At 56.9% G+C, this 20634-nt stretch carries 29 protein-coding genes and 1 pseudogene; 11 read left to right on the top strand and 19 right to left on the bottom strand.

Annotated features, from left to right (window positions below; translation table 11 throughout):
* Positions 1 to 43: 43 nt before the first annotated feature.
* The 3 genes from ACSQ3J_RS28370 to ACSQ3J_RS28360 form a co-directional block, all read right to left on the bottom strand.
* A complete protein-coding gene (locus ACSQ3J_RS28370; RefSeq protein ID WP_436040805.1) occupies positions 44 to 964 on the bottom strand; it encodes a YsnF/AvaK domain-containing protein in 921 nt (306 codons plus the stop codon).
* Between the two features lies 1 nt (position 965).
* Complete coding sequence (locus tag ACSQ3J_RS28365) at positions 966 to 1301, bottom strand: DUF2382 domain-containing protein (RefSeq protein ID WP_280140020.1); 336 nt, start codon at positions 1299 to 1301, stop codon at positions 966 to 968.
* A gap of 405 nt (positions 1302 to 1706) precedes the next feature.
* Entirely contained in the window at positions 1707 to 1946 is a 240-nt protein-coding gene (locus ACSQ3J_RS28360) for a DUF6894 family protein (protein ID WP_436040804.1), read from the bottom strand.
* A gap of 134 nt (positions 1947 to 2080) precedes the next feature.
* Here ACSQ3J_RS28360 and ACSQ3J_RS28355 point away from each other — a divergent pair, with 134 nt between their 5' ends.
* Together ACSQ3J_RS28355 and ACSQ3J_RS28350 are read left to right on the top strand one after the other, a co-directional pair.
* The gene (locus ACSQ3J_RS28355) at positions 2081 to 2263 is read left to right on the top strand and encodes a hypothetical protein (RefSeq protein ID WP_436040823.1); all 183 of its coding nucleotides are present in this window, start codon (positions 2081 to 2083) and stop codon (positions 2261 to 2263) included.
* 10 nt (positions 2264 to 2273) lie between these two features.
* Positions 2274 to 2654, top strand: a complete 381-nt coding sequence (locus ACSQ3J_RS28350) for a hypothetical protein (protein ID WP_060504455.1) — start codon at positions 2274 to 2276, stop codon at positions 2652 to 2654.
* Positions 2655 to 2881: 227 nt separating this feature from the next.
* Here the strand turns inward: ACSQ3J_RS28350 and ACSQ3J_RS28345 are convergent, their stop codons facing one another.
* From ACSQ3J_RS28345 to ACSQ3J_RS28320, 6 genes are all read right to left on the bottom strand, one after another.
* The gene (locus tag ACSQ3J_RS28345) at positions 2882 to 3232 is read right to left on the bottom strand and encodes a response regulator (RefSeq protein ID WP_060504456.1); all 351 of its coding nucleotides are present in this window, start codon (positions 3230 to 3232) and stop codon (positions 2882 to 2884) included.
* A gap of 154 nt (positions 3233 to 3386) precedes the next feature.
* Positions 3387 to 3590 (bottom strand): GFA family protein, encoded by a 204-nt coding sequence (locus tag ACSQ3J_RS28340; RefSeq protein ID WP_244482151.1) that lies wholly within the window; start codon positions 3588 to 3590, stop codon positions 3387 to 3389.
* A gap of 174 nt (positions 3591 to 3764) precedes the next feature.
* Entirely contained in the window at positions 3765 to 4220 is a 456-nt protein-coding gene (locus ACSQ3J_RS28335; RefSeq protein WP_060504457.1) for a hypothetical protein, read from the bottom strand.
* Between the two features lie 55 nt (positions 4221 to 4275).
* The gene (locus tag ACSQ3J_RS28330) at positions 4276 to 4770 is read right to left on the bottom strand and encodes a YciE/YciF ferroxidase family protein (RefSeq protein ID WP_060504458.1); all 495 of its coding nucleotides are present in this window, start codon (positions 4768 to 4770) and stop codon (positions 4276 to 4278) included.
* A 54-nt stretch (positions 4771 to 4824) separates the two neighbouring features.
* Complete coding sequence (locus ACSQ3J_RS28325) at positions 4825 to 5733, bottom strand: hypothetical protein (protein ID WP_060504459.1); 909 nt, start codon at positions 5731 to 5733, stop codon at positions 4825 to 4827.
* A gap of 403 nt (positions 5734 to 6136) precedes the next feature.
* The gene (locus tag ACSQ3J_RS28320; RefSeq protein ID WP_060504460.1) at positions 6137 to 6499 is read right to left on the bottom strand and encodes a hypothetical protein; all 363 of its coding nucleotides are present in this window, start codon (positions 6497 to 6499) and stop codon (positions 6137 to 6139) included.
* A gap of 156 nt (positions 6500 to 6655) precedes the next feature.
* Here ACSQ3J_RS28320 and ACSQ3J_RS28315 point away from each other — a divergent pair, with 156 nt between their 5' ends.
* Complete coding sequence (locus tag ACSQ3J_RS28315; RefSeq protein ID WP_280140016.1) at positions 6656 to 6781, top strand: DUF6766 family protein; 126 nt, start codon at positions 6656 to 6658, stop codon at positions 6779 to 6781.
* 30 nt (positions 6782 to 6811) lie between these two features.
* On the top strand, positions 6812 to 7024 hold the full coding sequence (locus ACSQ3J_RS28310; RefSeq protein ID WP_060504461.1) for a hypothetical protein: 213 nt from the start codon (positions 6812 to 6814) through the stop codon (positions 7022 to 7024).
* 347 nt (positions 7025 to 7371) lie between these two features.
* On the opposite strand, the gene ACSQ3J_RS28305 is transcribed toward ACSQ3J_RS28310, so the two are convergent.
* On the bottom strand, positions 7372 to 7665 hold the full coding sequence (locus tag ACSQ3J_RS28305) for a hypothetical protein (RefSeq protein WP_436040803.1): 294 nt from the start codon (positions 7663 to 7665) through the stop codon (positions 7372 to 7374).
* Positions 7666 to 8065: 400 nt separating this feature from the next.
* On the opposite strand from ACSQ3J_RS28305, the gene ACSQ3J_RS28300 reads away from it, so the two are divergent.
* Positions 8066 to 8497: a hypothetical protein gene (locus ACSQ3J_RS28300; protein ID WP_436040802.1), complete on the top strand. Its 432-nt coding sequence runs from the start codon at positions 8066 to 8068 to the stop codon at positions 8495 to 8497.
* A 10-nt stretch (positions 8498 to 8507) separates the two neighbouring features.
* Here ACSQ3J_RS28300 and ACSQ3J_RS28295 read toward each other — a convergent pair whose 3' ends face one another.
* From ACSQ3J_RS28295 to ACSQ3J_RS28275, 5 genes are all read right to left on the bottom strand, one after another.
* Complete coding sequence (locus tag ACSQ3J_RS28295) at positions 8508 to 8699, bottom strand: hypothetical protein (RefSeq protein ID WP_436040801.1); 192 nt, start codon at positions 8697 to 8699, stop codon at positions 8508 to 8510.
* A gap of 344 nt (positions 8700 to 9043) precedes the next feature.
* Positions 9044 to 9445, bottom strand: coding sequence for a DUF1236 domain-containing protein (locus ACSQ3J_RS28290; RefSeq protein WP_060504513.1), 402 nt, complete (start codon positions 9443 to 9445; stop codon positions 9044 to 9046).
* Between the two features lie 107 nt (positions 9446 to 9552).
* A complete protein-coding gene (locus ACSQ3J_RS28285) occupies positions 9553 to 10203 on the bottom strand; it encodes a LuxR C-terminal-related transcriptional regulator (protein WP_060504465.1) in 651 nt (216 codons plus the stop codon).
* Positions 10200 to 11609 carry a sensor histidine kinase gene (locus ACSQ3J_RS28280; RefSeq protein WP_436040800.1) on the bottom strand — a complete coding sequence of 470 codons (1410 nt, stop codon included), beginning with the start codon at positions 11607 to 11609 and terminating at the stop codon, positions 10200 to 10202. The genes ACSQ3J_RS28285 and ACSQ3J_RS28280 overlap by 4 nt, the downstream gene beginning before the upstream one ends.
* A 122-nt stretch (positions 11610 to 11731) precedes the next feature.
* On the bottom strand, positions 11732 to 12370 hold the full coding sequence (locus ACSQ3J_RS28275; RefSeq protein WP_436040799.1) for a BA14K family protein: 639 nt from the start codon (positions 12368 to 12370) through the stop codon (positions 11732 to 11734).
* A gap of 320 nt (positions 12371 to 12690) precedes the next feature.
* Between ACSQ3J_RS28275 and ACSQ3J_RS28270 the strand changes: the two genes are divergently transcribed.
* The 5 genes and pseudogenes from ACSQ3J_RS28270 (at position 12691) to ACSQ3J_RS28250 (ending at position 15944) form a co-directional block, all read left to right on the top strand.
* On the top strand, positions 12691 to 13134 hold the full coding sequence (locus ACSQ3J_RS28270) for a BA14K family protein (RefSeq protein WP_436040822.1): 444 nt from the start codon (positions 12691 to 12693) through the stop codon (positions 13132 to 13134).
* A gap of 253 nt (positions 13135 to 13387) precedes the next feature.
* On the top strand, positions 13388 to 13708 hold the full coding sequence (locus ACSQ3J_RS28265) for a PepSY domain-containing protein (protein ID WP_060504468.1): 321 nt from the start codon (positions 13388 to 13390) through the stop codon (positions 13706 to 13708).
* Between the two features lie 34 nt (positions 13709 to 13742).
* Positions 13743 to 14357 (top strand): general stress protein, encoded by a 615-nt coding sequence (locus ACSQ3J_RS28260; RefSeq protein WP_060504469.1) that lies wholly within the window; start codon positions 13743 to 13745, stop codon positions 14355 to 14357.
* Between the two features lie 624 nt (positions 14358 to 14981).
* Positions 14982 to 15404: pseudogene (locus ACSQ3J_RS28255) on the top strand (septum site-determining protein MinD); the annotation flags it as partial.
* A gap of 27 nt (positions 15405 to 15431) precedes the next feature.
* A complete protein-coding gene (locus ACSQ3J_RS28250; protein ID WP_082512144.1) occupies positions 15432 to 15944 on the top strand; it encodes a cell division topological specificity factor MinE in 513 nt (170 codons plus the stop codon).
* Between the two features lie 124 nt (positions 15945 to 16068).
* On the opposite strand, the gene ACSQ3J_RS28245 is transcribed toward ACSQ3J_RS28250, so the two are convergent.
* The 4 genes from ACSQ3J_RS28245 to ACSQ3J_RS28230 all read right to left on the bottom strand — a co-directional run bounded on the left by ACSQ3J_RS28245 (position 16069) and on the right by ACSQ3J_RS28230 (position 18829).
* Positions 16069 to 17073: a DUF3618 domain-containing protein gene (locus ACSQ3J_RS28245; protein WP_060504472.1), complete on the bottom strand. Its 1005-nt coding sequence runs from the start codon at positions 17071 to 17073 to the stop codon at positions 16069 to 16071.
* A complete protein-coding gene (locus ACSQ3J_RS28240) occupies positions 17073 to 17489 on the bottom strand; it encodes a phage holin family protein (RefSeq protein WP_436040798.1) in 417 nt (138 codons plus the stop codon). Before ACSQ3J_RS28240 ends, ACSQ3J_RS28245 begins: the two co-directional genes overlap by 1 nt.
* Positions 17482 to 18045 carry a hypothetical protein gene (locus tag ACSQ3J_RS28235; RefSeq protein ID WP_060504474.1) on the bottom strand — a complete coding sequence of 188 codons (564 nt, stop codon included), beginning with the start codon at positions 18043 to 18045 and terminating at the stop codon, positions 17482 to 17484. The genes ACSQ3J_RS28240 and ACSQ3J_RS28235 overlap by 8 nt, the downstream gene beginning before the upstream one ends.
* 598 nt (positions 18046 to 18643) lie before the next feature.
* A complete protein-coding gene (locus ACSQ3J_RS28230) occupies positions 18644 to 18829 on the bottom strand; it encodes a DUF5985 family protein (protein ID WP_436040821.1) in 186 nt (61 codons plus the stop codon).
* A 354-nt stretch (positions 18830 to 19183) separates the two neighbouring features.
* Here ACSQ3J_RS28230 and ACSQ3J_RS28225 point away from each other — a divergent pair.
* On the top strand, positions 19184 to 20634 hold a 1451-nt coding region (locus ACSQ3J_RS28225), incomplete at its 3' end, for a HAMP domain-containing protein (RefSeq protein ID WP_436040820.1).

Below are 20634 nucleotides of genomic sequence, written 5' to 3'. Positions count from 1 at the left end.
GACACGCTGGCGGCCTCATATTCTGGCTGCCCGCGTTCTCAATTCAGGTGCGTTTGAAGCCCTGGCTCTGGCTGAAGCCGTCCTGCTTCTGCGTGCCGATGCGCTGGTCGGCGACTTCGACCTCGGTCTTGCGGACACTATCGCTTACGGTCTCCGTCCGCTCCGTCGACGTCTTGTTGATCCCGATTTCTTCGGCGCCGCGGGCCTCCTTCGAGACCACTGCCTCTTCATGGCGCTCTTCTGCGGAGATCGTCCGTTCCTGGAATGCGGCGTCGGCATCCGAAAGCGGACGATCGACGGTGCGCCGTTCGATGGTGACGTTTTCGTCGCGCAGCGAGATGTCTTCGCTCACGGGCGTCTCGATCGTGTAAGATCGGACCTTCACGCTGCCTGCGTTGACGTCGCGCTTTCCGACACGAAGATTTTCCTCCACCACCTTGATGGTATCGTGATCGGTCGTGTCGGGAACGAACGCATCGTCGCTAGCTGTGCCAAGCGACGCCCGACTTGCGTCGTAGGTCGAGGTTGATGAGGTCGACGAGGTCGAGATGTAGTCGTTCCAGCCTTCGTTACGCCAAGTGTCGGCACGTTCGTCGATGTCGATGCTTCCTTCTTCGTCCAGGATCTCATGCGCGGTTTCGTACAGCGTATCGCCGACCAAGGTGACGGATACGAGGAAGCCGCCGCGCCGCAAGCCTTCTGAATAAACAAGGCGGTCCTTATCCGGGAAGAAGAAATCACCGAGTGATTCCCAAAAGCCTTTTCGATCATCCGCGGCGGTGGTCTCGTTATCGCCGTCGGCCTCATAGCCGGGCACGAGACGGATCGCATCAGATGACACCCCGGCATCCTCTAGACGTTCGATCGCGCTGTCCGCGTCGGCGCGGCTGTCGAAAAATGCAGTAAGGGCGCTCGATGTGCCCGATGCGGTCGAGTAGCCATTTTCGGTTTCGTTGTAGGCCATTTCAGTTCTCCTTGTTTTCTACGTTACGTTCGATTGAGACGGATTGCTTGCGCAGGGTGATCGGGATGTCGAGCGTCTTGGAGGTGGTTTGCTGCCGTAAGTGCACTTCCTCGACGAGGAAAAGTCTTTTTACCATTCGCTCTTCAAAGACCGGGACGATGGTGACGTCCCCCTCGGTGCGCATTGACGGCGCGTAATCGACTTCAATGTCCATCGGTACCCGGATCACCTCCACGATGCGCCGCTCAAGCTGGGCGGTTGCGATTTCGTCACATAATTGTGTATGCGTCCCGACCGTAACCAATCCATCAACCACAGTCCGCTTGTCGACAGTCAGTTGCTCCTCGATGGCGGGGGATTATGGTTTCGGCGGAGGCCATGGCGTCTTCCTCTCGGCTGGAGCTATTAACCGCGATCCCTTCCGAATGTTCCGGGGGGTGTTCGCAACAAGGTGGCATTGAGCAGCTTGAAAACTGGGAGCGGCTGATTGGAACATTTCTGCCAGTCCTTAATTCCCCTTCCAGGTCGCTCCTGTGTCAACGAACGCGACGGGGATGATGAACACAGGGATTTTCCCGCTTCTTCCTGGGGCCAACGAAACGGCAGCCGAGCATCCGACCCGTCCAGGTGTGACCTTATCCTGATGATAAACTGGCTTATGCACGGAGAGGCCCGTCACATATTCGACTCTTTTGATCAACCAGGGGAACGTCTATCGTCGTCCGGGTCCGCGAACGTGTGGTCATGCGGAGGGGTAGTCCACGCTCAATGTCAAACCGACCTTCGCTGCAATCACTCCGTCGGCGTTTATCACCTCGACGGCCATGACATCGCCAGACTTCGCCGGGATGCCGTCGAGAACCATTTCAGCGAGAACCAGTTTCGCTTCATCGACTGCGGCGAACAAATCCCGGAATTCGTAGATCTCATCGGTGGCGACTGCGCCGTCCCGATCCCAAAAGCGAAACTGAAAGCTGGACATTGGCAATCTCCTTGATCAGCGCGACAACGAGCGATTCGCGTGATGGTTCCGAATATGCAAGAAAACCGTTCCACCCCGCATCTTTTTGGAATCTCGTGCGTTTTCCCGCTGATGAACGATTGGAGAGAACTGTGCTGTCGAAACGGGAATTGATTGATACCGGAAATGACAAGCGCTATGTGCGCCGTGACGAGAATGGGCGCTTCAAAGAGTCCGTGGATGTCGGCAAGTCATTATCCGCCGATCGGCGGACCAAGTCGAAGACGAAAGCCAAGCCGGGTGAAGGCGACCAGGGCGATCATCACTCGTCGAAGTAGGAGTTCGGGCATGTTGTTGAGAAGACAGGGCATCCGCCAGGAAGAAACTTTCTTATCTGGACGACAGGACGAGGTCTCGGTTACCGACAAGGCAGGATCTCCCGAAGATAATGCACGGCTTCGGCATGAAATTCTCCACAAGGAAATCGAGTTGCTCCGTGCGAGGCTGGACATCGTTCGCGCTCAAGTCGGCGCGGTTGCGAAATCGGGCGGCACCTGGATTCACGCGAGCGCGCGGTCGCAACTGGGTGCCTATCCATGGGCGAAGTTTGCAGCCCTGACCGCTGCATCATATGTCGTAACCCGATCGCTTCGGAAATTGCCCCTCGGGTCCATCGCCGCGGCAGCCATCCCGATGGCCACAGTGGCGTTGAAGCGAAGATTGCGCTGATCACAGGATTTGCAGCGGTTCGAGTGGCATTGGTTCAGGAGCCCGCTAGCCGCTGTCTAAATAACGGAAGTCGGGGATCGATTGCGTTCAGGTTGGCTTGCCTCAAGGTCTGCGCTGCTGGAACAATCACCGCAGATCTATCGCCGACTGATCCCGTGGAAGATTGCGAAGCGCCGTTCACACTCATCTGCCGCCCGGAAACAAGAGCGTAGAGAACGCGATGTGATCTAGGCCGCCATCGATTTCAGTCGGCGAGCAATATCGTCGAACCGATAGGGTTTTGAAACGAACTGTGCGTTCGGCGGAAGGTCAAAATCCGCCGGGGTCAATCGCCCGGATACCACGAGTATTCCTGCATCCGGAAAACGCTGGTGAACCTCGTGTGCCAGGTCCACGCCTGAAAGAACGCCCGGCATCTGAATATCGGTGAACAGGAAATGGATCGCTTCCTCACTGATGATATCCATCGCGTCATCGGCGGAGCCGGCTTCCAGAACGGTGAACCCCGCATCTTCGAGCGCACCTATCGCAGTGAGCCTGATGAGTGGCTCGTCTTCCACAACCAGAACTTTTCGCATCTCGTCCTCCAATATGCGGATAAACTCTCGGTTCAGCGCATGGTTCCTGACGTCGTGCGAACGTCGTAGCTTCCGCTAGCGATCTCGGGGAAAGGCGTGCTGACCCTCACGACGACGCGTATAGCGAGCCTCGCGGGGCAAGGTGTCAGCCATCTCAACATAAGGAAGGCTGCTCCCAGAAACCATGCGCCTCTGGCTCGAAGCGCTCGGGCGCATTCATAAAACCGATGCAGAGGTAGATTTCGGACGGGAGCCCTTCATCTTGATAGGCGATCGAGGTTCCGCACTCTCCGCAGAATGTCCGCACGACGCCCGGTGTCTTTGAATACGTCTTCGGGATGCCCGTAATGTTGACCACTAGACCTGTCTTGTAGCCGACCCAGATCGTCAAACGACCGCCGATCGCTTTTCGGCGGTCATCGTCATGGTCCCAGTTGATCCAAACGGCTCACCGATGGCGTAGATCTCCATCGCGCCGCCAAAGCAAAACCCCGTTCGATTCTGGACATCTCCCGTCGTCCCGTCCGGTTTCTCAATCAACCTTGGCGTCGGGATCCGTGCGACCGCTTGGGATAGAGCTCACCGTTGCAGAAACAGGATCGCTGGCCGGAAACGATGACTCCAGACCTTCGTCAAGATGCTCCTCAAGCGTGCCCGTATCCTGCGCTGCGCGTGCGCTTCTTAGGGACAAAACGGCTGGAGACGTCTCGGGATTCTCCGCGTAGGTGGCCGGCACGGATGCGGTATGAGCTGATTGCGAGGGTTGTTCATTCGACTCAGCCGATGCCTCGCTGGCCTCCTCCAGGTCGGTGTCAAATGTCGCGATCTGGACCATCACCGCCTTCGCCTTTTCTTCAGCGTTGAGACGGTTGAGGTTTCCGTTCTCGTCGTTCTTCATGTGAACCGACACAACGTCGCCACCTTCGCCGACGAACTCGACCGTTACACCGGAATTCTCTTCGTGTACCTTCTTGCCAACGATTTCCATGTCATTCTCCGATGGGAAGCATCCACCGCCAAGCGTGGATCCTGAAGTTTCTAGTTCAGCCTTCAGCCTTCTGGTTGACGACTGACGTCGCAATCGACGTCAGGGTAAGATCAGTCGCCTGTTCTTCATCCAGCGTCGTCTGCAACAACCCGGCAGCGTCGGTCAGCCCGAGCTCAAGCGCCCAAGTGCGCAAAGTGCCGTAGCGCGACATCTCGTAATGCTCCACCGCCTGAGCGGCGGCGAGCAGTCCAGCGTCGAGGGCGGGGGAGCCATCATACTCTTCAATGATCTCGGCACCTTCGTCGGTGATGCCGAGGATCGCGTCACAGGTCTTGGCTTCCGGCTCTTCGCCGATGATCTCGAACACCTGTTCGAGACGCTCGACGTGAACCTTTGTTTCGGCCAGATGCTTAGTGAAGGCGTCCTTGAGCTGGACGCTCGTGGCCGCTTCTTCCATTTTTGGAAGGGTCTCGACGATCTTCTGCTCGGCGAAATAGACGTCCTTCAAAGTGTCGAGAAACAGGTCTTGGAGCTTCTTAGTCTCGGCCAATGTGGCCTCCGTTCTTGTTGGAGAGGCCGCTTGCACAATGCCAGCGGCTGGTAATTACGAAATGCGACGATCGGAGATATCAATGAGAAGAGCACGCTTGGTGCCGTAGACGCCACCAAACCACGCGGCAATCGCACCCAGAACCAAGGCAATGAAGCCGAGGATCGCTCCGGCCGAGACGGCGGCGCTTGCGGCCTGAGCCGCATCGATGGCCTTCTGCTTGGCTGCCGCGATGTTGTCGCGATAGGTCTTCTCATACTGGTCGACCTGAGTGCGCGCCTGATCGGCTGGAATGTTCTGAGCCTTGGCGATAGCATCGGCCGCGCGGTTGCGGGCGTCCTCTGCTGTTGCCTCGTCGCCCATGACGACTGCCTGCATCGCCGACACTGCGGCGTTCTGCAAAGCCTGCGGATCGTTCCCCGTTGTCGAACGAATTTGCTGTTCGATTCCGCCCATTGGATTGGTCGAGTTGGCGATCGCTGGCGCCGCTGCGGTTACGGCGGTCGCTGCCGTGGAGCCGACGCCACTTACGACGGACGAAAGACCACTAAACGCGCCACCGACGAGAGCGCCGACGGATGTCGTCAGCAGATAGAGCACAATGAGCGTGGTGACGGCCCATGATGTCACTCCCTGGTAGCCCCCCGTCGAGTTGCTCGGACGGCCCGACAGTCGACTGGCAACGTAGCCGCCAGCAAAGGAAGCAATGATGCCCGCAACAACGAACCAGATGCCGCCCGCAATCGAAAACGTGCTGGCTTCCGGATTATCATAGGTGCCAGGATCGAGCACGGCCGCGCCAATGCCGACCCCAAGAAGGTTCAACAGAAATTGGGCACTGAGCGCGATTGCGACGCCAGCGAAAACTGCTCCCCATGAAACCTTGTTGAAAGCGGCGCTCGCCGACGAGTCGACGCCATAGGACGGGTCGTGAGGGAGGTTGGTTGATATTGGGGTGGTCATGTTCGGGTCCTTGTTGCGGTCACACTGTTGTGATGGCGGAAGAACTAAGAGCTGCCACAATTGTTCCGAGCGCAGGCTTAAGATGCGCTAGCTGGAGGCAGAAAAAAGCTTCTCAATCGTCGAGGATGGTTTCGGCAGCGAGTTGACGGCAGTCACTTCAATTTCGAGGCCTGTGATAAGAGGGTGCGACGTGCTGGTCATGACCTACGGATGTCGGTCCAATTGGCTGACGTAAGGCGAAAGAACAGCGTTCAGCCCCCTGTCCTCTCAGGGGCCGCACGATTCTTTGAAAGCGGTATCGTAGCGGCGCGACCACAGCATTCATCAATCCCACCAACATCGAGGCGATATAGTAAGAGAGAGATCGCCGCGGTCAGACCCGCCGATCCGCCCAATCACGCAGTCATTGACTGTTTGCATCATTTGCGGGATCGCAAACAATAGTGGTCCTGGCAGAGGGCTTGATCCGAGCAATATCCGATCCCCGGTCGCTGAGGCGTAGATCAACGTCAAACCAGCCGTTTTGGTTGATAAGATCAAGCAATGCGATCGCGAGACGCCCTGCGCAAACAGGATTTGTGCGTAAGTCTATGAGTTCCCCTTCCTCGCCGGCCAGCCGAATTACCATCTCCCCGTCTTCCATCGGACGATAGCACATCGCACTCACGAAGCCGACAACATCCTCTTCGGTCAATCCCTCCGGGGCTGGGCGTTGGTCGTTGAACATCGCATGGGCATCAGCTTTGGCTGCATCTGTGAATGTCATAAGTGGCTTTCCATAAGTGACGCATTTCCAGTGTTCTCGGCACGAGCGTTGCGTGGCGCGGAACCGGCAGGGGACCATTTGGTTCCATGAGGATTACATCGATGTCTGGAACCAATCCAACCAAATCTGGTTGATGGGCGCAGCGGAGAGTTATCGATGAAATTCATGCGTGACAACGGCCTGACGATCGTATTGACAGTGTTGTCGGTGCTCACGATCGGGGGCATGCTTTTAACAGGATGGACGGTTTACGATCATGAACTTGCTGAGCACGCGCGCTAATCTCGAGTCAAGATCGATGAAAGCGGTCGCATGCCGCACGGCGGCCTAAGCCAGTATGAAAAGCGAGCGCAGCCTTGCCGCAAGGGGATGGAGAGATTGACGCTGCGGTACCCAGGAACCAAAACATTAGCCGAGCGTTTCATCATCGTTCAAATAAAAGGACCCGCCATGAACCGCATCATTTACATAGTCGGCCTCGTTGTTATCGTGATCGCAATCCTGTCGTTCTTCGGTCTTCGTTGAAACCGACAGCCTTAAAAGAAAAAAGGCCCTTTCAGATCGGGAGGGCCAGCTTCCTCTCAGAATAGGCCGGGCTGGACGATAAAACTCCATCGGGAAGACTCAGTCTTTGTCCCCCGGACCGTATGCTACCTTCGTCCAGACCACCGACCACTCATTCGCGCAGCCCTCATTGCAGACGAAACGGCCATCAGAAGGCAGTTCGTCTCGCCAGGGATCCATGGTCAACCACGCCGGGGGCGCTATCCCAGGCAGCTTCAGCATTTGGAGCACATCATAAAGCTCCGGCAACGTCGTGACCTTCTGGACGTCTTGCTGCCCGCCCTCTTTGATAGTCCAAGCGTAATGCGTCACGGTGCCACTTCCTCCAAATAGGCAACGGTCCCGATGGGCTCGATTGCCTCCACAAACCTCTCCACCACGCTGCCGTAATCGTTCAGGATGTCGAGTATCGCTTCTACGGGAAAGGAGCGCAGCTGAACCCGGTATATTCGCGTCCGCTCGGGAACGCGTCGGTTCGGATCTCCGTGCAGGAACGGGCGATGACTGCGAGCATCATTATACGCGCGCGTTTCGTCCGCGCCATAGGACAGCGAACTTCCGTTCCCCAACCTGTAGGCGTGGATCGTGAACCCGTCCGTCATACGAATTGCCTCCACTGCGATGCGCCTGCTCGACGGCACGCTATGCGGTGTCGTCTTAGTCCCTGGATCATCATAGCGAATGTGCTCTCACCAAGGCATCCGACTTCAGTCCTCCATGGGACCGAGACCTTCGGCGTCTGGGCCGGGCAGGCGCGTCCATATGCTCAAGGTCGCATTTCTCTGCGGAGTGGGACTTTCAACCAACCTTCACGGGACCTTGGTCTCACGTGAACCAACGGAAAGGTCGCGTTTTCACCCTAAAGCCGACGCCTCGCGTTGACGATTCAGTCGGGCGCACCCAGAGTATATGTGGAAAAGAGGCGCTCGCCGTCTCGGATGTCGTTCAGCCGCTTTGCTGGTGACGGCCGGATAGTGTGATTTTCCATTCAGGGAGTGAGCCATGCCAACGCGCCGGAAGACCGCCCAGTTTCAACTTTTGATCGTCCTGAGTGCGTTTATCGTCACGGCTCCTTGTTCGGTGAGCATATCGGACTACTCCATCGCCCTTACTCTGCAGACCGCACTGGCAAAAAACGGCAACAATGGAAATGGCGGTGGCAACAACAACGGCGGAGGGAATGGAAACGGGGGAGGAAACGGCAACAAAGGCGGTAAGAGCGAAACACGCGGAAACTCGAATTCTCAGGGAGCGAAGAGCAAGGGCGTGACCACCCAGGGCAGCCCGGCATCGCTCTCGGTTCGTCACGATGATGGAATGAGCGAAGTCGTTCGCAATGGCAGATACATCATGAAAGACTCCAAGGGTCGCACCATCGTCAACCGCCGTGCCACGTTGGGAGATGAGATCCGGCTGCGGTTTTTTCGCCGCTGAACGCTGCGGATCAAACCGACTTTTGGGCAGCCAAGTGTTCGAGTTTGGACTGGATGAGCGCCAGCGGCTCTTTGACCATTATTGGCCCCGCAGGCGTGAGAACTTTCGTGAGCTTGTCCTTGTTGACAGGATAGATAACGACGAACTGGTCGACATTCATGTACAATTTCTCATCGCTTTCAGACGTCAGTTCAAGCCACATGGCCACATGTCCTTCAAAAATCCGAAGTCCTGGTCCCCGGTCGCATGCGTGAGACGGGTTGACAGCAGCGTGCTGCGGACGACTGCACCTGCCATAACTATTTTTTCGCAGCTAGCGTATCGCTCGCGACGGGGATGAAGACCTTCGCCTGTCGCTCCGACGTGTTGATCATGCCCCGTCGTAGGACATTGTCGTATCTCGTGGGTGCACGGTTCGGTCGGGGAATACCGGGGCGGCGCTTGTGTGCCGATGACGACAACGACGCCAACGAGGCAGATCAGGTGGTTCAGTTCGCATCTTCCTCGTTGGCGTCCGTCGCGTCCAAGAACGCGAAAGCTGTAGCCTTACTGGATGACCTGCACGACAGTGCGGGTCTGCGGATCGACGATGACGCGCTGGTCGTTGACGACGGTGTAGGAATAGCGCGGATCCTCAGCGATCGGCATCAGGACCACTTCCTGCGGGACAGGTTTGCCGACGACGATTGGCTGCTTCACAACGACGGAATTCTGAATAGGCTGCTGTTGGACGTAGGTGACGATGCGCTCTGGCGGCGGATCAATCACAGCTCCGGCGATCGCGCCAGCGACACCGCCAACGGCCGCACCGACCGGGCCGCCGACGATCGCACCTGTGACTGCGCCACCTGCGGCGCCTGTGACTGTGCTGTTGGCTTCATCGGCAAGGGCTGAGCCGCTTAGAGCGAGCGTGACGAAGGCGGACGCGAGAATAAGTTTCGTGTTCATGGCGGTCTCCACTGTTTTTTTCACAGGAGCTGAACGTCTTGAAATTAAAGCTGTTCCCGGCCACGACCTATGCCGTGATCATACGGGACTTAAGTCCTGCAAATCTCTCAAGTGCGGGCCGTAGCGTCCCGTAGCGTCATGGCCGCTTCCGTTCGGTTGCTGATCCCCAGCTTTGCAAAGATGTGGGTCATGTGTTGCTTGATCGTCTTCTCGTGCACGCTGAGCCGTAGGGCTATCCGCTTGTTGCTGAGGCCCTCGGCTACAAGGTTCAGGACTTCCTGTTCGCGAGTTGTCAGATTGTCGATCGGGTTTCCCCGCTTTGCCAAGGCTTCAGATGATGACATGTCGGACAGCAACCGCGCCGACAACGACGGCGAGACATAGGTGTCGCCCGCGTCCACCGATCTCACGATGTCCGCCAGAATCCGCGACCCGACGCCTTTCAGCACGTAGGCTTTAGCACCTTTCGACAACGCACTCATCACGTCATCGCCCGTTTCCGATACCGTCAGCATGATGATCTTCTGGGCAGGGTTAGCCTGCAGGATAGGCTCGATCGCATTCAACCCACCGCCCGGCATCGAAATATCCATGAGCAGGATACTCGGCTTGAGGGTGGAGCTCAACGAAAGAGCCTCTTCGGAGGTGGATCCCTCGCCAACGATCCGGAAGCCTGGGATTTCCGCGAGTATACGCATGACGCCTTCGCGAAACAGCGGATGATCGTCGACGACGCCTATCGTTATCTCTTTGCTCATGCTGACTCCATCTCATGCAGATTCAGGGACATGCGCAGCACCGTCCCTTGGTTCGATGTTTTCAAGTCGAAATGTCCACCGAGGCTTTCAACCCGCTCGCGCAGGCCCGACAGCCCAAGACTGGACGGTTTGATTTTCTCTGGCTCGAAGCCCGGACCGCTGTCACCGACAGTTATGGACACGTTCTCACCGTCAAAGGTCTGGACAACATACTGTCCAGCTCCGCCAACGTGCCGGAACCCATTGTTGAGCGCCTCCTGTAGGAAACGGTAGACGCAGATTTTTGCGGACAACGAGAGCGCCGAGAGCGGCGGTGACGTGGTAGACATCGACAGCCTCACCGTGGTGTTCGTACGCTGCTTATGCGCTTTCAAGGCTCGTTCGATAATCTCCTTAAGATCGGCTCCTTCTATTTGCGGTAGGACAAGACCACTGCAAATGGTTCGGATTTCGTGCATCGCATCATCCAGACTGGATTTGATCGATGAGATCTCGCTGTCCCGTAACTTCCGGGACGTACGCGGGTTGCGGATGGCGTCGCTGTCGACCTTCAGCGCCGCGAGAGCGACAAGCTGTGCCGGTCCATCGTGAAGTTCAGCCCCCAGCCGCCGCAGGTATCGCTCGTTCAACGCCGTGGTGCGTTGGCTCGCACGCTGAAGCTTCGCACTGAGTTCGCCGTTCTGCGTGAGTAGGTCTGACAGGTCTTTGATCCGTTTCTTCAAAGCCTCACGCTGGCTGTCGATCATTCTGCTCCCTTTGAACACGAGCGCGGACAGAATGGCGAAGAATGTCATGGTGGAAGCCACTACAGCAATCCAGCTCTGTAGCCGAGCGTGGTTCAGGCTGTGCTGGAAATCAGTCGCAATCTCGTAGAACTCAAGAACCGCGACGACATCGCCGGACCAAGGTTGCAGAACGGGATTGTAGACCTCGAGGAGCGGCATACCGCTTTCGACTTCGCTCTCGCTCCCGACATCGTCGATGTTGTCATACTCCGCTACCATTTGTCCGGTAAGCGCTGTCTGCAGGCCATCGCTGAGTGGCAGCTTCTCTCCAATCTGTTCTCTGTCGCTTGAATAAAGAACCGTGCCGTCGGGTCGCCAGAGTTTGAATGATATCAGCCGTTTTCCAAGCGCCCCTTGACTCAACGTCTCGTCAAGCGCCTGCTTCACGGAGTCGCTCAGATCGGTGCTGGCCTGCATGTCCGGCAGCAGAGGTGCGATAACGCTATCAACATAAAGGGCTGTCGCCGCCCCGGAATTTCTGGTGACCGCATCCTCAATCAGCCTTGTGACGAACGCTCCGACGATGATGGTCGCGACGAGCGAGACCAGGCCTCCCAAGAGTAGGAACTGCTGAGCCAGCGACGGTGCTTTCCAGTAACCGCCTTTGGAGAAAGCGTTCATCCTTGTCAGATACTCCCACCCAGCATTGTTTGCCTGCGAACTGTTGTCACAAACTATGGCAGGGAGGCGGTTCGTCAACGAGTGGGAGCGGGAATGGCGACGAATCTACACTCGCCGCCCGGTCAAATATATGGAGACACGCAGGAGCGGATTTCGCCGCTGAATGCCCGGTAGGTGTTGTTGCCGGGGTCATAGGAGCGGTAGCGCGCGAAGCACCACTGTGAATGGCGATCTGAGGAATAGCCTATCGCACCGATGTCGGATGCGTCCTGGACGACGTCGGCGGTCTGCGTACCATTGACCGACGCAGTGAACGGTGGTCGGCATTGTCGACGCGCACCGCTATAAGGCTGATATGTGTTGTCCAAAACGCGGTATGACCTGTAACGGTCAGCGCACCACGCTGCCACTTCCGGATCGACCTGATAATTGGAGGTCAGGCCGACGCTCGCCATTTTGCCATCCCCGGAGAGGTGAGTTCGGAAAAGCTGCCTCGCAGGTTGAATCGCACTTGTGACGGTGTTGTCAACACTCATCTCCGCTGATTCCGGCAGCTCGACGGTGAGAGCGGGAAGGCGCTCAAAATTCTGCTTGCTGGGATCGACCGACACGGGACCGGAGGTCCAGAGCGATGTGACGTCTATGTTGGCCAGCTTTTTAGCGTCATGCTCGGGAATGTAGTTAGGGATCGCCATGACACTCCCCGCTATCGCGGTGAGAGAGAGTGTAATGCCCAGAACGGGCAGGATAGGATAGGTCATCGATTGGCTCCTGCGTTCCGACCGCTCCCGAGAGGCAAGCGAGGCCGGTCATCTTGGGAAGGGTTCAGAATGAACTCGAAACGACCTGCCGCATCCCGATAGCATTGAGCCACTGAACGCAACTGCTGGAACAGGGTTCCGGTTTGGAGCGTCGATACCGCGCCTCTTGGTCCTTTGCTTCGAGAAAGCTAGACGAAAGCCCTACGTGTCAAAGCAAAGGTCGCAGAAGGCTGTCAGCGGGGAACCAGATAGGGGAGGGGATCATTCAGTAGACGAAGCGTGAGATGACCTCACCGCTCAATCAGGAGATAAAGATGAACATCTCAGCTTTAAGAGTAGCACCGCTGGCGCTTTCCGCCATCATGTTCGCAACGTCGTTCGGTCCGGTACACGCTTTCGTCGCCCCTCAACAGCCCCATATCGGTTTGCCTGCCCTAGATGTCGAGACGGTGCAGCACCGTCGGGGTCACCACGACGATATCCGCCGCCACGGCTTCCACCGTCGGGGTGACGCAGCCTACTATAATGGCCACCGTGGTTATCACGAGCGCCGCCGCGGCTATCGTGAATACAATGGAATGTGGTTTCCTCTCGCCGCGTTTGCCACCGGGGCAATCATCGGTGGAGTCGTGGTTGACCGACCAGTTCGGTACGGTGGCAGCCATGTCGAATGGTGTGGGAACAGGTATCGCAGCTATCGCGCCTACGACAACACCTATCAGCCGAACTATGGACCGAGACGCCAGTGTCATTCGCCATACTAAAAACGCGAAATCGCTCAAACAAGCATGGCTGGGTTTTCCTTGCCGTGCTCCGGATGAAAAAGTTTGAGCACCACACTGCGACTGACAATTACCATCTGCTCTTGGTCCGGCAGTCGTACGATATGAGACTTTGGTCTGGGACGGATCGGGCAAAGGTCCAGTGCGTAATTGGCGACCCCGATCCTCGGAACCAATTGATTCTTTGAGTGTTCTGTTGCCGAGGATCATTCAACGATCCCGCAAGGAGAACAATATGAAGAAACCTCTAATCGCAGTGGCGGCCGTCGCTTTTTCCGCAACCTCGGTATTCGCACAGGAAACCAAGCCGGCGGCAAATCCGGACGGCGATACGCCAGCAGTCGCGACCCCGTCCGACCAGAACGCAACCGCGCCAGTCGAAGGCGCAAACAGCTTTACCGAAGGTCAGGCCAAGGATCGCATCACCGAAGCGGGTTATGCCGACGTCACCGACTTGAAGTTGGATGACAAGGGCGTGTGGCAGGCCAAGGCGACCAAGGACGGCAAGTCCGTAATGGTGTCAATGGACTACCAGGGCAACATCGTCGCCAAGTAAGCGCGTCTCAAGAACAACAATGAGGAGAAACACCATGACGAAGACCGTAACCGGCCTTTTCGACCATTATTCCGATGCAACTTCGGCCGTCGACCAACTCAAAGCGGCAGGCATTTCGGACAAAGATATCAGCATAGTCTCCAACAACTCGGACGGACGCTTCAAGGACAACGACAATGATGTGGCTGAAGATGCAGGCACCGGCGCCGGCATCGGTGCTGCCGTGGGGGGTGTCGGCGGTCTGCTCACTGGCCTAGGGATCATGGCCATTCCGGGCGTCGGTCCGGTCGTCGCCGCCGGATGGCTTGCGGCCACGGCTGCCGGCGCTGTTGCTGGCGCGGTCGTCGGTGGTGCAGCGGGCGGCCTCGTCGGCGCATTAACGGATTCCGGTGTCGACGAGCGCGATGCCCATGTCTATGCCGAAGGGGTGCGCCGTGGCGGTACCTTGGTGACAGCCAAAGTCGATGATGCCCGTGCGCCGGAAGTCGAAGCCATTCTCCAGCGCTCGAACTGGGTCGATCTTCCGGCACGACGGAGCGCTTATGAAGGTCAGGGGTGGACCTCCTTCGACGACAAGGCCGATCCCTATTCGCAGGCGGAGATCGACGCCGAGCGGGCGCGCTATGCCGGCCGGGCAACGTCGGTCTAAAGGGAAAATTCTAGCCACGAAGACAGGGCCTTTAAACCCCCGTAAGACTGCTAACAAACCCCGTCAATATCGGCGGGGTTTGCTTATGCTACAATGTGGGATTTACAGATCGGTTCGAAAGAGGCCGCGATAATTCCGCGCTTCACACCGGCGCCGGTTGGGTGGCCTCTGTCAGGCGGCCCTTGCGATATTCTTGAAATTTGGGCCGCTGCTTATGAGGCATTGCCGTGCGGCGCAGGGGAGCCTTCGTAAGTGGGCGTAGATCGCCGTGGAGCTGATGGGCATCGAGGAAGGAGCGGCTCGATGCCTCGGAGCGGACTGTGGTTTGGCATTTAATTGTGAGAATGCGACCGTTCCGGCAGGCTATGACACTTGATCTGAGATTCTTCGGTTCGATTTTCGGCGCTTGACGCTCCCAGAGTCGGAAACAACCTTTGTGATATTTGGTATTTTCCACTGAATCTTGGCTGTAGATGGCCATCTTTTCCACGGCGACGAATCTCACATTAGGTACCAAAACCGAACCTATAATCTCAGTTTAAGTGCCCGATCTCAATTTAAGTGCCGCACTATCCTGTTGAAATTGTTTAATCGTGAGTCTTGCGATTAATTGCAAAACGACAATTGCGCCACGCGGATGTGGCCATGGTCCCTACCAATCCGGAGGTTTCCTCGGTTTGTGACTCCGATCGCATTATCGGCCTATTGGATTCCAAGTCGCTGGAGGCTGAGAATGGCGAGACGATGGAGAAGCACCTACTCCTGACCCGCTACGAGACCGCACGCGCCGAACGCGGTGACATGCTGAAGGTCGATGACGTTCTGGAAATCCTGTCGATCCCGCTGCCTGGCATCATTCCGGAGAGCATGGACGTGCTGAGGGCCTCGAACGTAGGTTCGCCCGTGACCCTCGCTGATGGCCGCAGTGCCCCGGCGATCGCCTATTTCGAGGCCGCTCGACGGCTCAACGGCGAGGCGCTCCCGGTAGTTATCCGCGGCGACAAACGAGGCCTGTTCGGCAAGATCTTCGGAAGGAGAGTTGCATGAACCTCCTCCGCTTTTTCTTCCTCAGCAATCCGGAGCCGCAGCCCCAAGCGGCTTCAGGTCCTGCTCGCGCCGGACCGCGCTTCTACCGGCGATCCCGAGCTGGTCACAAAGCTCCGCGAAGAAATCCTCCGCGCGATTTCAAATCACATGGAAGTCGATGCCGACAAGAAGAACAGGAGAAACGCTGCGCTCGCGGCGCGTAAACGTGTTTTGCCCAACGCATGGAAAGTCCAAGGTGCCGGGAAGGAGCCAACTCGGCTCACCGTCTTTGCAATCACTTTGGAATATAGCGGCCGACGGAGATTGCAACTTGCCGCCACCAAGATAGCGCTTGCTGTGCGCGTTTGTCGTCTGTTCTGGCGTACATCGGCCGCTGATCTTGCTGTCGAGGAACTTACCCAACCTGTCGAACCCTTGGTCGTGGAGCAGTCAGCACTCTTTAATTTTCTCCGATCACACGTGTTTCGACGGTTGGACCAGTTGTCGCAACCGACTGAGTTATTCGCTTCGCTACGATGCGCAGCCCTGCGGGCAGGCTAGCCGCTGTCTTGCCACGGATGCGTCCGAAGGCGGCAATTCGTGCGGAGGGCACAAATGTCGTTCGCGAGGAAAACTGGCCCGACTTCCTGTTAGCCGAGCCAGAAACACGACCCGATGGATCGCCTTAAGCTTGGTCGGTGTTCCGATCTGATGATCCTTGCCTGAGGGCATCAACTTCCTCGACGACGCGGTCACGAAGATCGTCGTGTGCAGTTGAGGCTGCATCGACCACCTTCGCGCTAAGATCGGAGGCCATTTCCTTGGTCTTTTCCATTCCGACGCGCGCTTCAGCCGAAACCATTTCCTTGGTACTGTCAGCTGCGTCACCGACAAGCTTGTCCTCGACCTCCGTGTGGGGGAGCGCCGCGCCAATTGCCGCTCCGACAGCGAACGCCAGGGCACCTCCAACGAGAGGCTGGTCCCGGAACTGAGTCAATATCATCTCATTCAGCTTGTCCGTCTGTCCCCGTACCGAGCTTGCAGTCGATGACGCCCGGTCGGACATAGAATGAGCAGTATCGCTCGCCGCTGTCCCAATGCTGCTGACTGTGTTCTTCGTCTGCTCCCACTTTTCGGAAAGCCATCCAGATGCCGCGTCGAATGCAGCGCCTGTCTCATCCATAATATGGTCGATTTGTTTGCCACTGGCATCCGCAAATCCCCGATAGGTTGTACCGGCTTCATCGACGAAATGACCGGCGCGCCGACCGGCTTCATCGGTCAGCGCGCGCAGCCGCTTTCCCGAATTGTCGGAGAAGTGGCTGTATCGTGAGCCAAATTCATATTCGGGAGGTCCAAGACGGCGAACTGGTCCGTTAGCTTGGTACAATGGATAATCGGACACCTGGGATGGGGCCGCGTTTGCTTCGGTAGACGTCGAGCCTTTGGCCATCAGCCATGCGAGGCTCACACCCATCAGAGCGACAGGTAAAGGATTGTTCTTGAGTGCGTGCCCAAGGTTATTTACATACTCCGCGCCGCCGCTGCCTTTTGCATATGCGATCACTTCATCAACAAGCTGCCCTGGGGACATCCGTTCCTGGATCGCATCGATCCGTTGTCCGATACGCTCGCGATCCCGATCAATCTCTCGCTGAAGATCGGCTGACGTTTTCTCATTGGTTTCCATCAGATTTTCTCCTTTACGGTCTCGACATCTCGACGCAACGAAGTCGCAGTGCGGTTGAGAGCTAAATTGGTTCCGCGCAGCGCTGCGATCCCGCGCGAGACCAAAGCCCACGCGATCAATGCGACACCAATGCCGACTACGAGGGAGGCAAGTGCGCTCGCGCTCGTGTCATTGAAACCTTGTTCAACAAGGAAAACAGCAATAGCGCCCACAAGGGCAGCAAGCAGGACACCCACAGCGCCAATGGCGAGAACAAGCCCGATGATAAGAACTTCGACGCCGCTCATCGCTTGCGATACCTTCTCCGATGCTTCGGTCTTGGCAAGGTCAATTTCTTTGCGTAGCAGCCCGGTGACGTCGGATACAAGGCTGCCGACCAATTCGGAGAGAGGAGCATTTTCGGAAGACTTAGCCATTTCCGCGTCCTTCCGTCATGCTCGGGTCAAAGGAAGTATTCGAGGTGGCTATTGAGCTGGACTTGGTCCGTTTCGCCGAGGCGGTCAGGAACCGGCTGGCAGTCAAACCCGCCAGAGCTGCGATACCAAGGAAAGCCAGCGGCTGCTTACGACCGAACTCTTCCGCCATGTTTGCAATCTCGCCGATGTCTTTGCCTTCCATTCGCTTGGCAAAGCCTTCAACACTGCGTCCAATCTGCGTTGCGTATTTGCCGATGTCCGCTTGTTCGGAGCCTTCAAGTTCGGACCCGACTTTCTGAAGCGCAGTCGCTACGCCTCCGACTTGCGTCGCTACAAATGTCGCTTGATCGGACATCGCGTCTTTGACTTTCTCCGAAGCGCTTTCTGCTCCCGCTTTGATGGCGGCCGACGCGTTCGAAATATCTTCGGTCAACTTTTCCTTCAGGTCTGAAAACGACGCAACGTCTTCTGAGCCATCCGGTGAAGCCGTATGCGCGTTCGATATTAAAGACCCTGGATTCGATCCGACAGGGGGATCAATGAACTCATTTTGCATTTAAACCTCCTATGGTTCAGGAAATTGCGGTTGGGCGCACTCGTGAACCATGGGAAACGAGGTTTGTTCCGTCCGCGCATAATGAGAAAGCAGCCGCGCCGCGCTCAGGATGCAGCCGAGGGAGAGCAGAAACGATCGAGAATCGTCTCAGCCGCCAATTTATAGATGATGAGGCGCAGCGGCGATGAAAGAGACACGGCTAACGAAGTATCAAGATCGTTGCCAGGATTGGAAGCGCGGAAATTCGCCTCCACGAATGGGAAACGTTATATGCAACTGACCTTCGGCTTCCAGTCGAAAGCCGCAGAATGGCCGGTCTTCAATTTCGTTCGGAGAGGCGAGATTTTTCCGACAGTCAGCGCTGCCTTGTCTTTGCCAGCGCGTTCTTCGAATTAACCAGCAAGAGATAGCCGAAAGCAAATATCGCTTTACGTTGGCCAGTTCAGATTGCAGGTCTTTGTACGAAGGCGGTAATCAACCTCCATCGTTCACTATGCTGGCGACGACGCTCGGTGCTGATGCGCGTCGATCCACCATCGTCACGTTGCCGTGTCGGCTCCTCATCACTGGGCAGAATAGAGCTACTTGCGGCGGTTCTTCAATCCGATCGCAAAAATGATAAGAATGGAAGCACCAAGACGCAGCAGATAAAACCAGCTTCTTTCTTCAACCGGCAGATTGGAGAGGCAAGAAGGGCCTGATTAAGGGCCAACAGCCAGAACGCGGCGGCAAAGGCCGCGAAAAGCGCGTCGCGAGTACGTCTCCAGAATCGGATGAAGAACAATCCGGACCAGAATGCCGAAGACAAAGGCCAACATGCTCATTCCGACTCCGAGACCAGGCCAAACAACAAAACGCTGACGCCTCTCGGTCTAGGCATCCTGAACCATCCAAGTTAGCCATTTGCCGCGCCAATTTTCTTTTTAGCCCGTGTTACGTATGTTAGATGACCCTACGGTAAAGCCCATGGACTTCTTGCTCGGCTGCCCTAGTTAGCGGTCGTAAATTGGAGGGGCTTTCAATGGGCACGCAGGGCAGCGGCGTTAAGCGCGATCGGGAAATAGACGGATTTGAGGAACGAGCTGGGGCGGCAATAAGCGACAGTGATGCTCGCGCGCTTCTGGAGGCGTTGCTTGCCATGCGCAACGGCGATTTTACGGCCCGAATGCGCTCGGACCTGACGGGCGTAACGGGTAAGGTCGCCGACACCCTCAATGATATCATCGGCGCTAACCAAAAAATGGCTACTCAGCTCGAGAATGTCGGTCAAGTCGTCGGCCGGGACGGGCGAACAAGCACGCGCGTTCGTTTGGGACTTGCGGGCGGTTCATGGTCGGATATGGAAGTTTCAATCAATACGCTGATCGATGATTTGGTCTGGCCGACGGCCGCCGTGACCCGGACGATTACCGCAGTTGCCAAAGGCGACCTACTTCAGACGATACCACTCGACGTCGATGGGCGGCCGCTTAAAGGTGAATTTCTTCGCTCAGCCGAGATCGTCAATACGATGATCAAGCAGCTGAGTGTCTTTACCTCGGAAGTGACGCGTGTGGCCCGAGAGGTCGGTACCGACGGCAAACTTGGCGGACAGGCTCAGGTCCCCGAGGTGACCGGGGTGTGGAAGGACTTGACGGAAAGCGTCAACTCCATGGCTTCCAACCTCACGGCGCAGGTCAGAAATATCGCGGAAGTCACGATCGCGGTCGCCAATGGCGATCTTTCAAAAAAAATTACCGTCGATGTAAGAGGCGAAATCCTCCAGCTCAAGGAAGCCATCAATACAATGGTGGACCAGCTCCGCTCCTTTGCATCGGAAGTAACGCGCGTCGCCCGAGAAGTGGGTACGGAAGGTAAACTTGGTGGTCAAGCTCTTGTTCCGGGTGTGGCCGGCACCTGGAAGGACCTGACCGACTCGGTCAATGCCATGTGCGGCAACCTGACGGCACAGGTGCGCAACATCGCCCAAGTCACAACGGCGGTCGCGCGTGGGGACTTGTCTCGCAAGATTACCGTTGATGTGTCGGGGGAAATCCTTGAACTCAAGGAAACCATCAACACGATGGTCGATCAGCTGAATGGTTTTGCAGGTGAAGTTACGCGTGTGGCACGAGAGGTCGGAACCGAGGGTCGCCTTGGTGGTCAGGCACAGGTGCCAGGTGTCGCCGGTACTTGGAAGGATCTGACCGACAACGTCAATTCAATGGCCTCGAACCTTACCGCCCAAGTGCGCAATATCGCGGAGGTATCGACTGCGATCGCCAACGGCGATTTGTCGAAGAAGATCACGGTTTCGGTATCCGGCGAGATTCTTGAACTCAAGGAAACTATCAATACGATGGTCGACCAGCTCAATGGCTTCGCGGGCGAAGTCACCCGTGTTGCCCGAGAAGTGGGTACAGAAGGACGCTTGGGTGGTCAGGCTCAGGTGCCCGGCATTGCCGGCACGTGGAAGGATTTGACCGAAAACGTCAACTCGATGGCGTCGAATTTGACCGGTCAAGTGCGCAACATCGCCGAAGTGGCTACGGCAATTGCCAGCGGTGACCTGTCCAAAAAGATCACTGTCGATGTCAAGGGTGAAATCTT

The organism is Rhizobium sp. LjRoot98 (assembly GCF_964252935.1).
Lineage (GTDB): Bacteria > Pseudomonadota > Alphaproteobacteria > Rhizobiales > Rhizobiaceae > Pararhizobium.
This window is presented reverse-complemented; position numbering and strand designations above follow the sequence as displayed.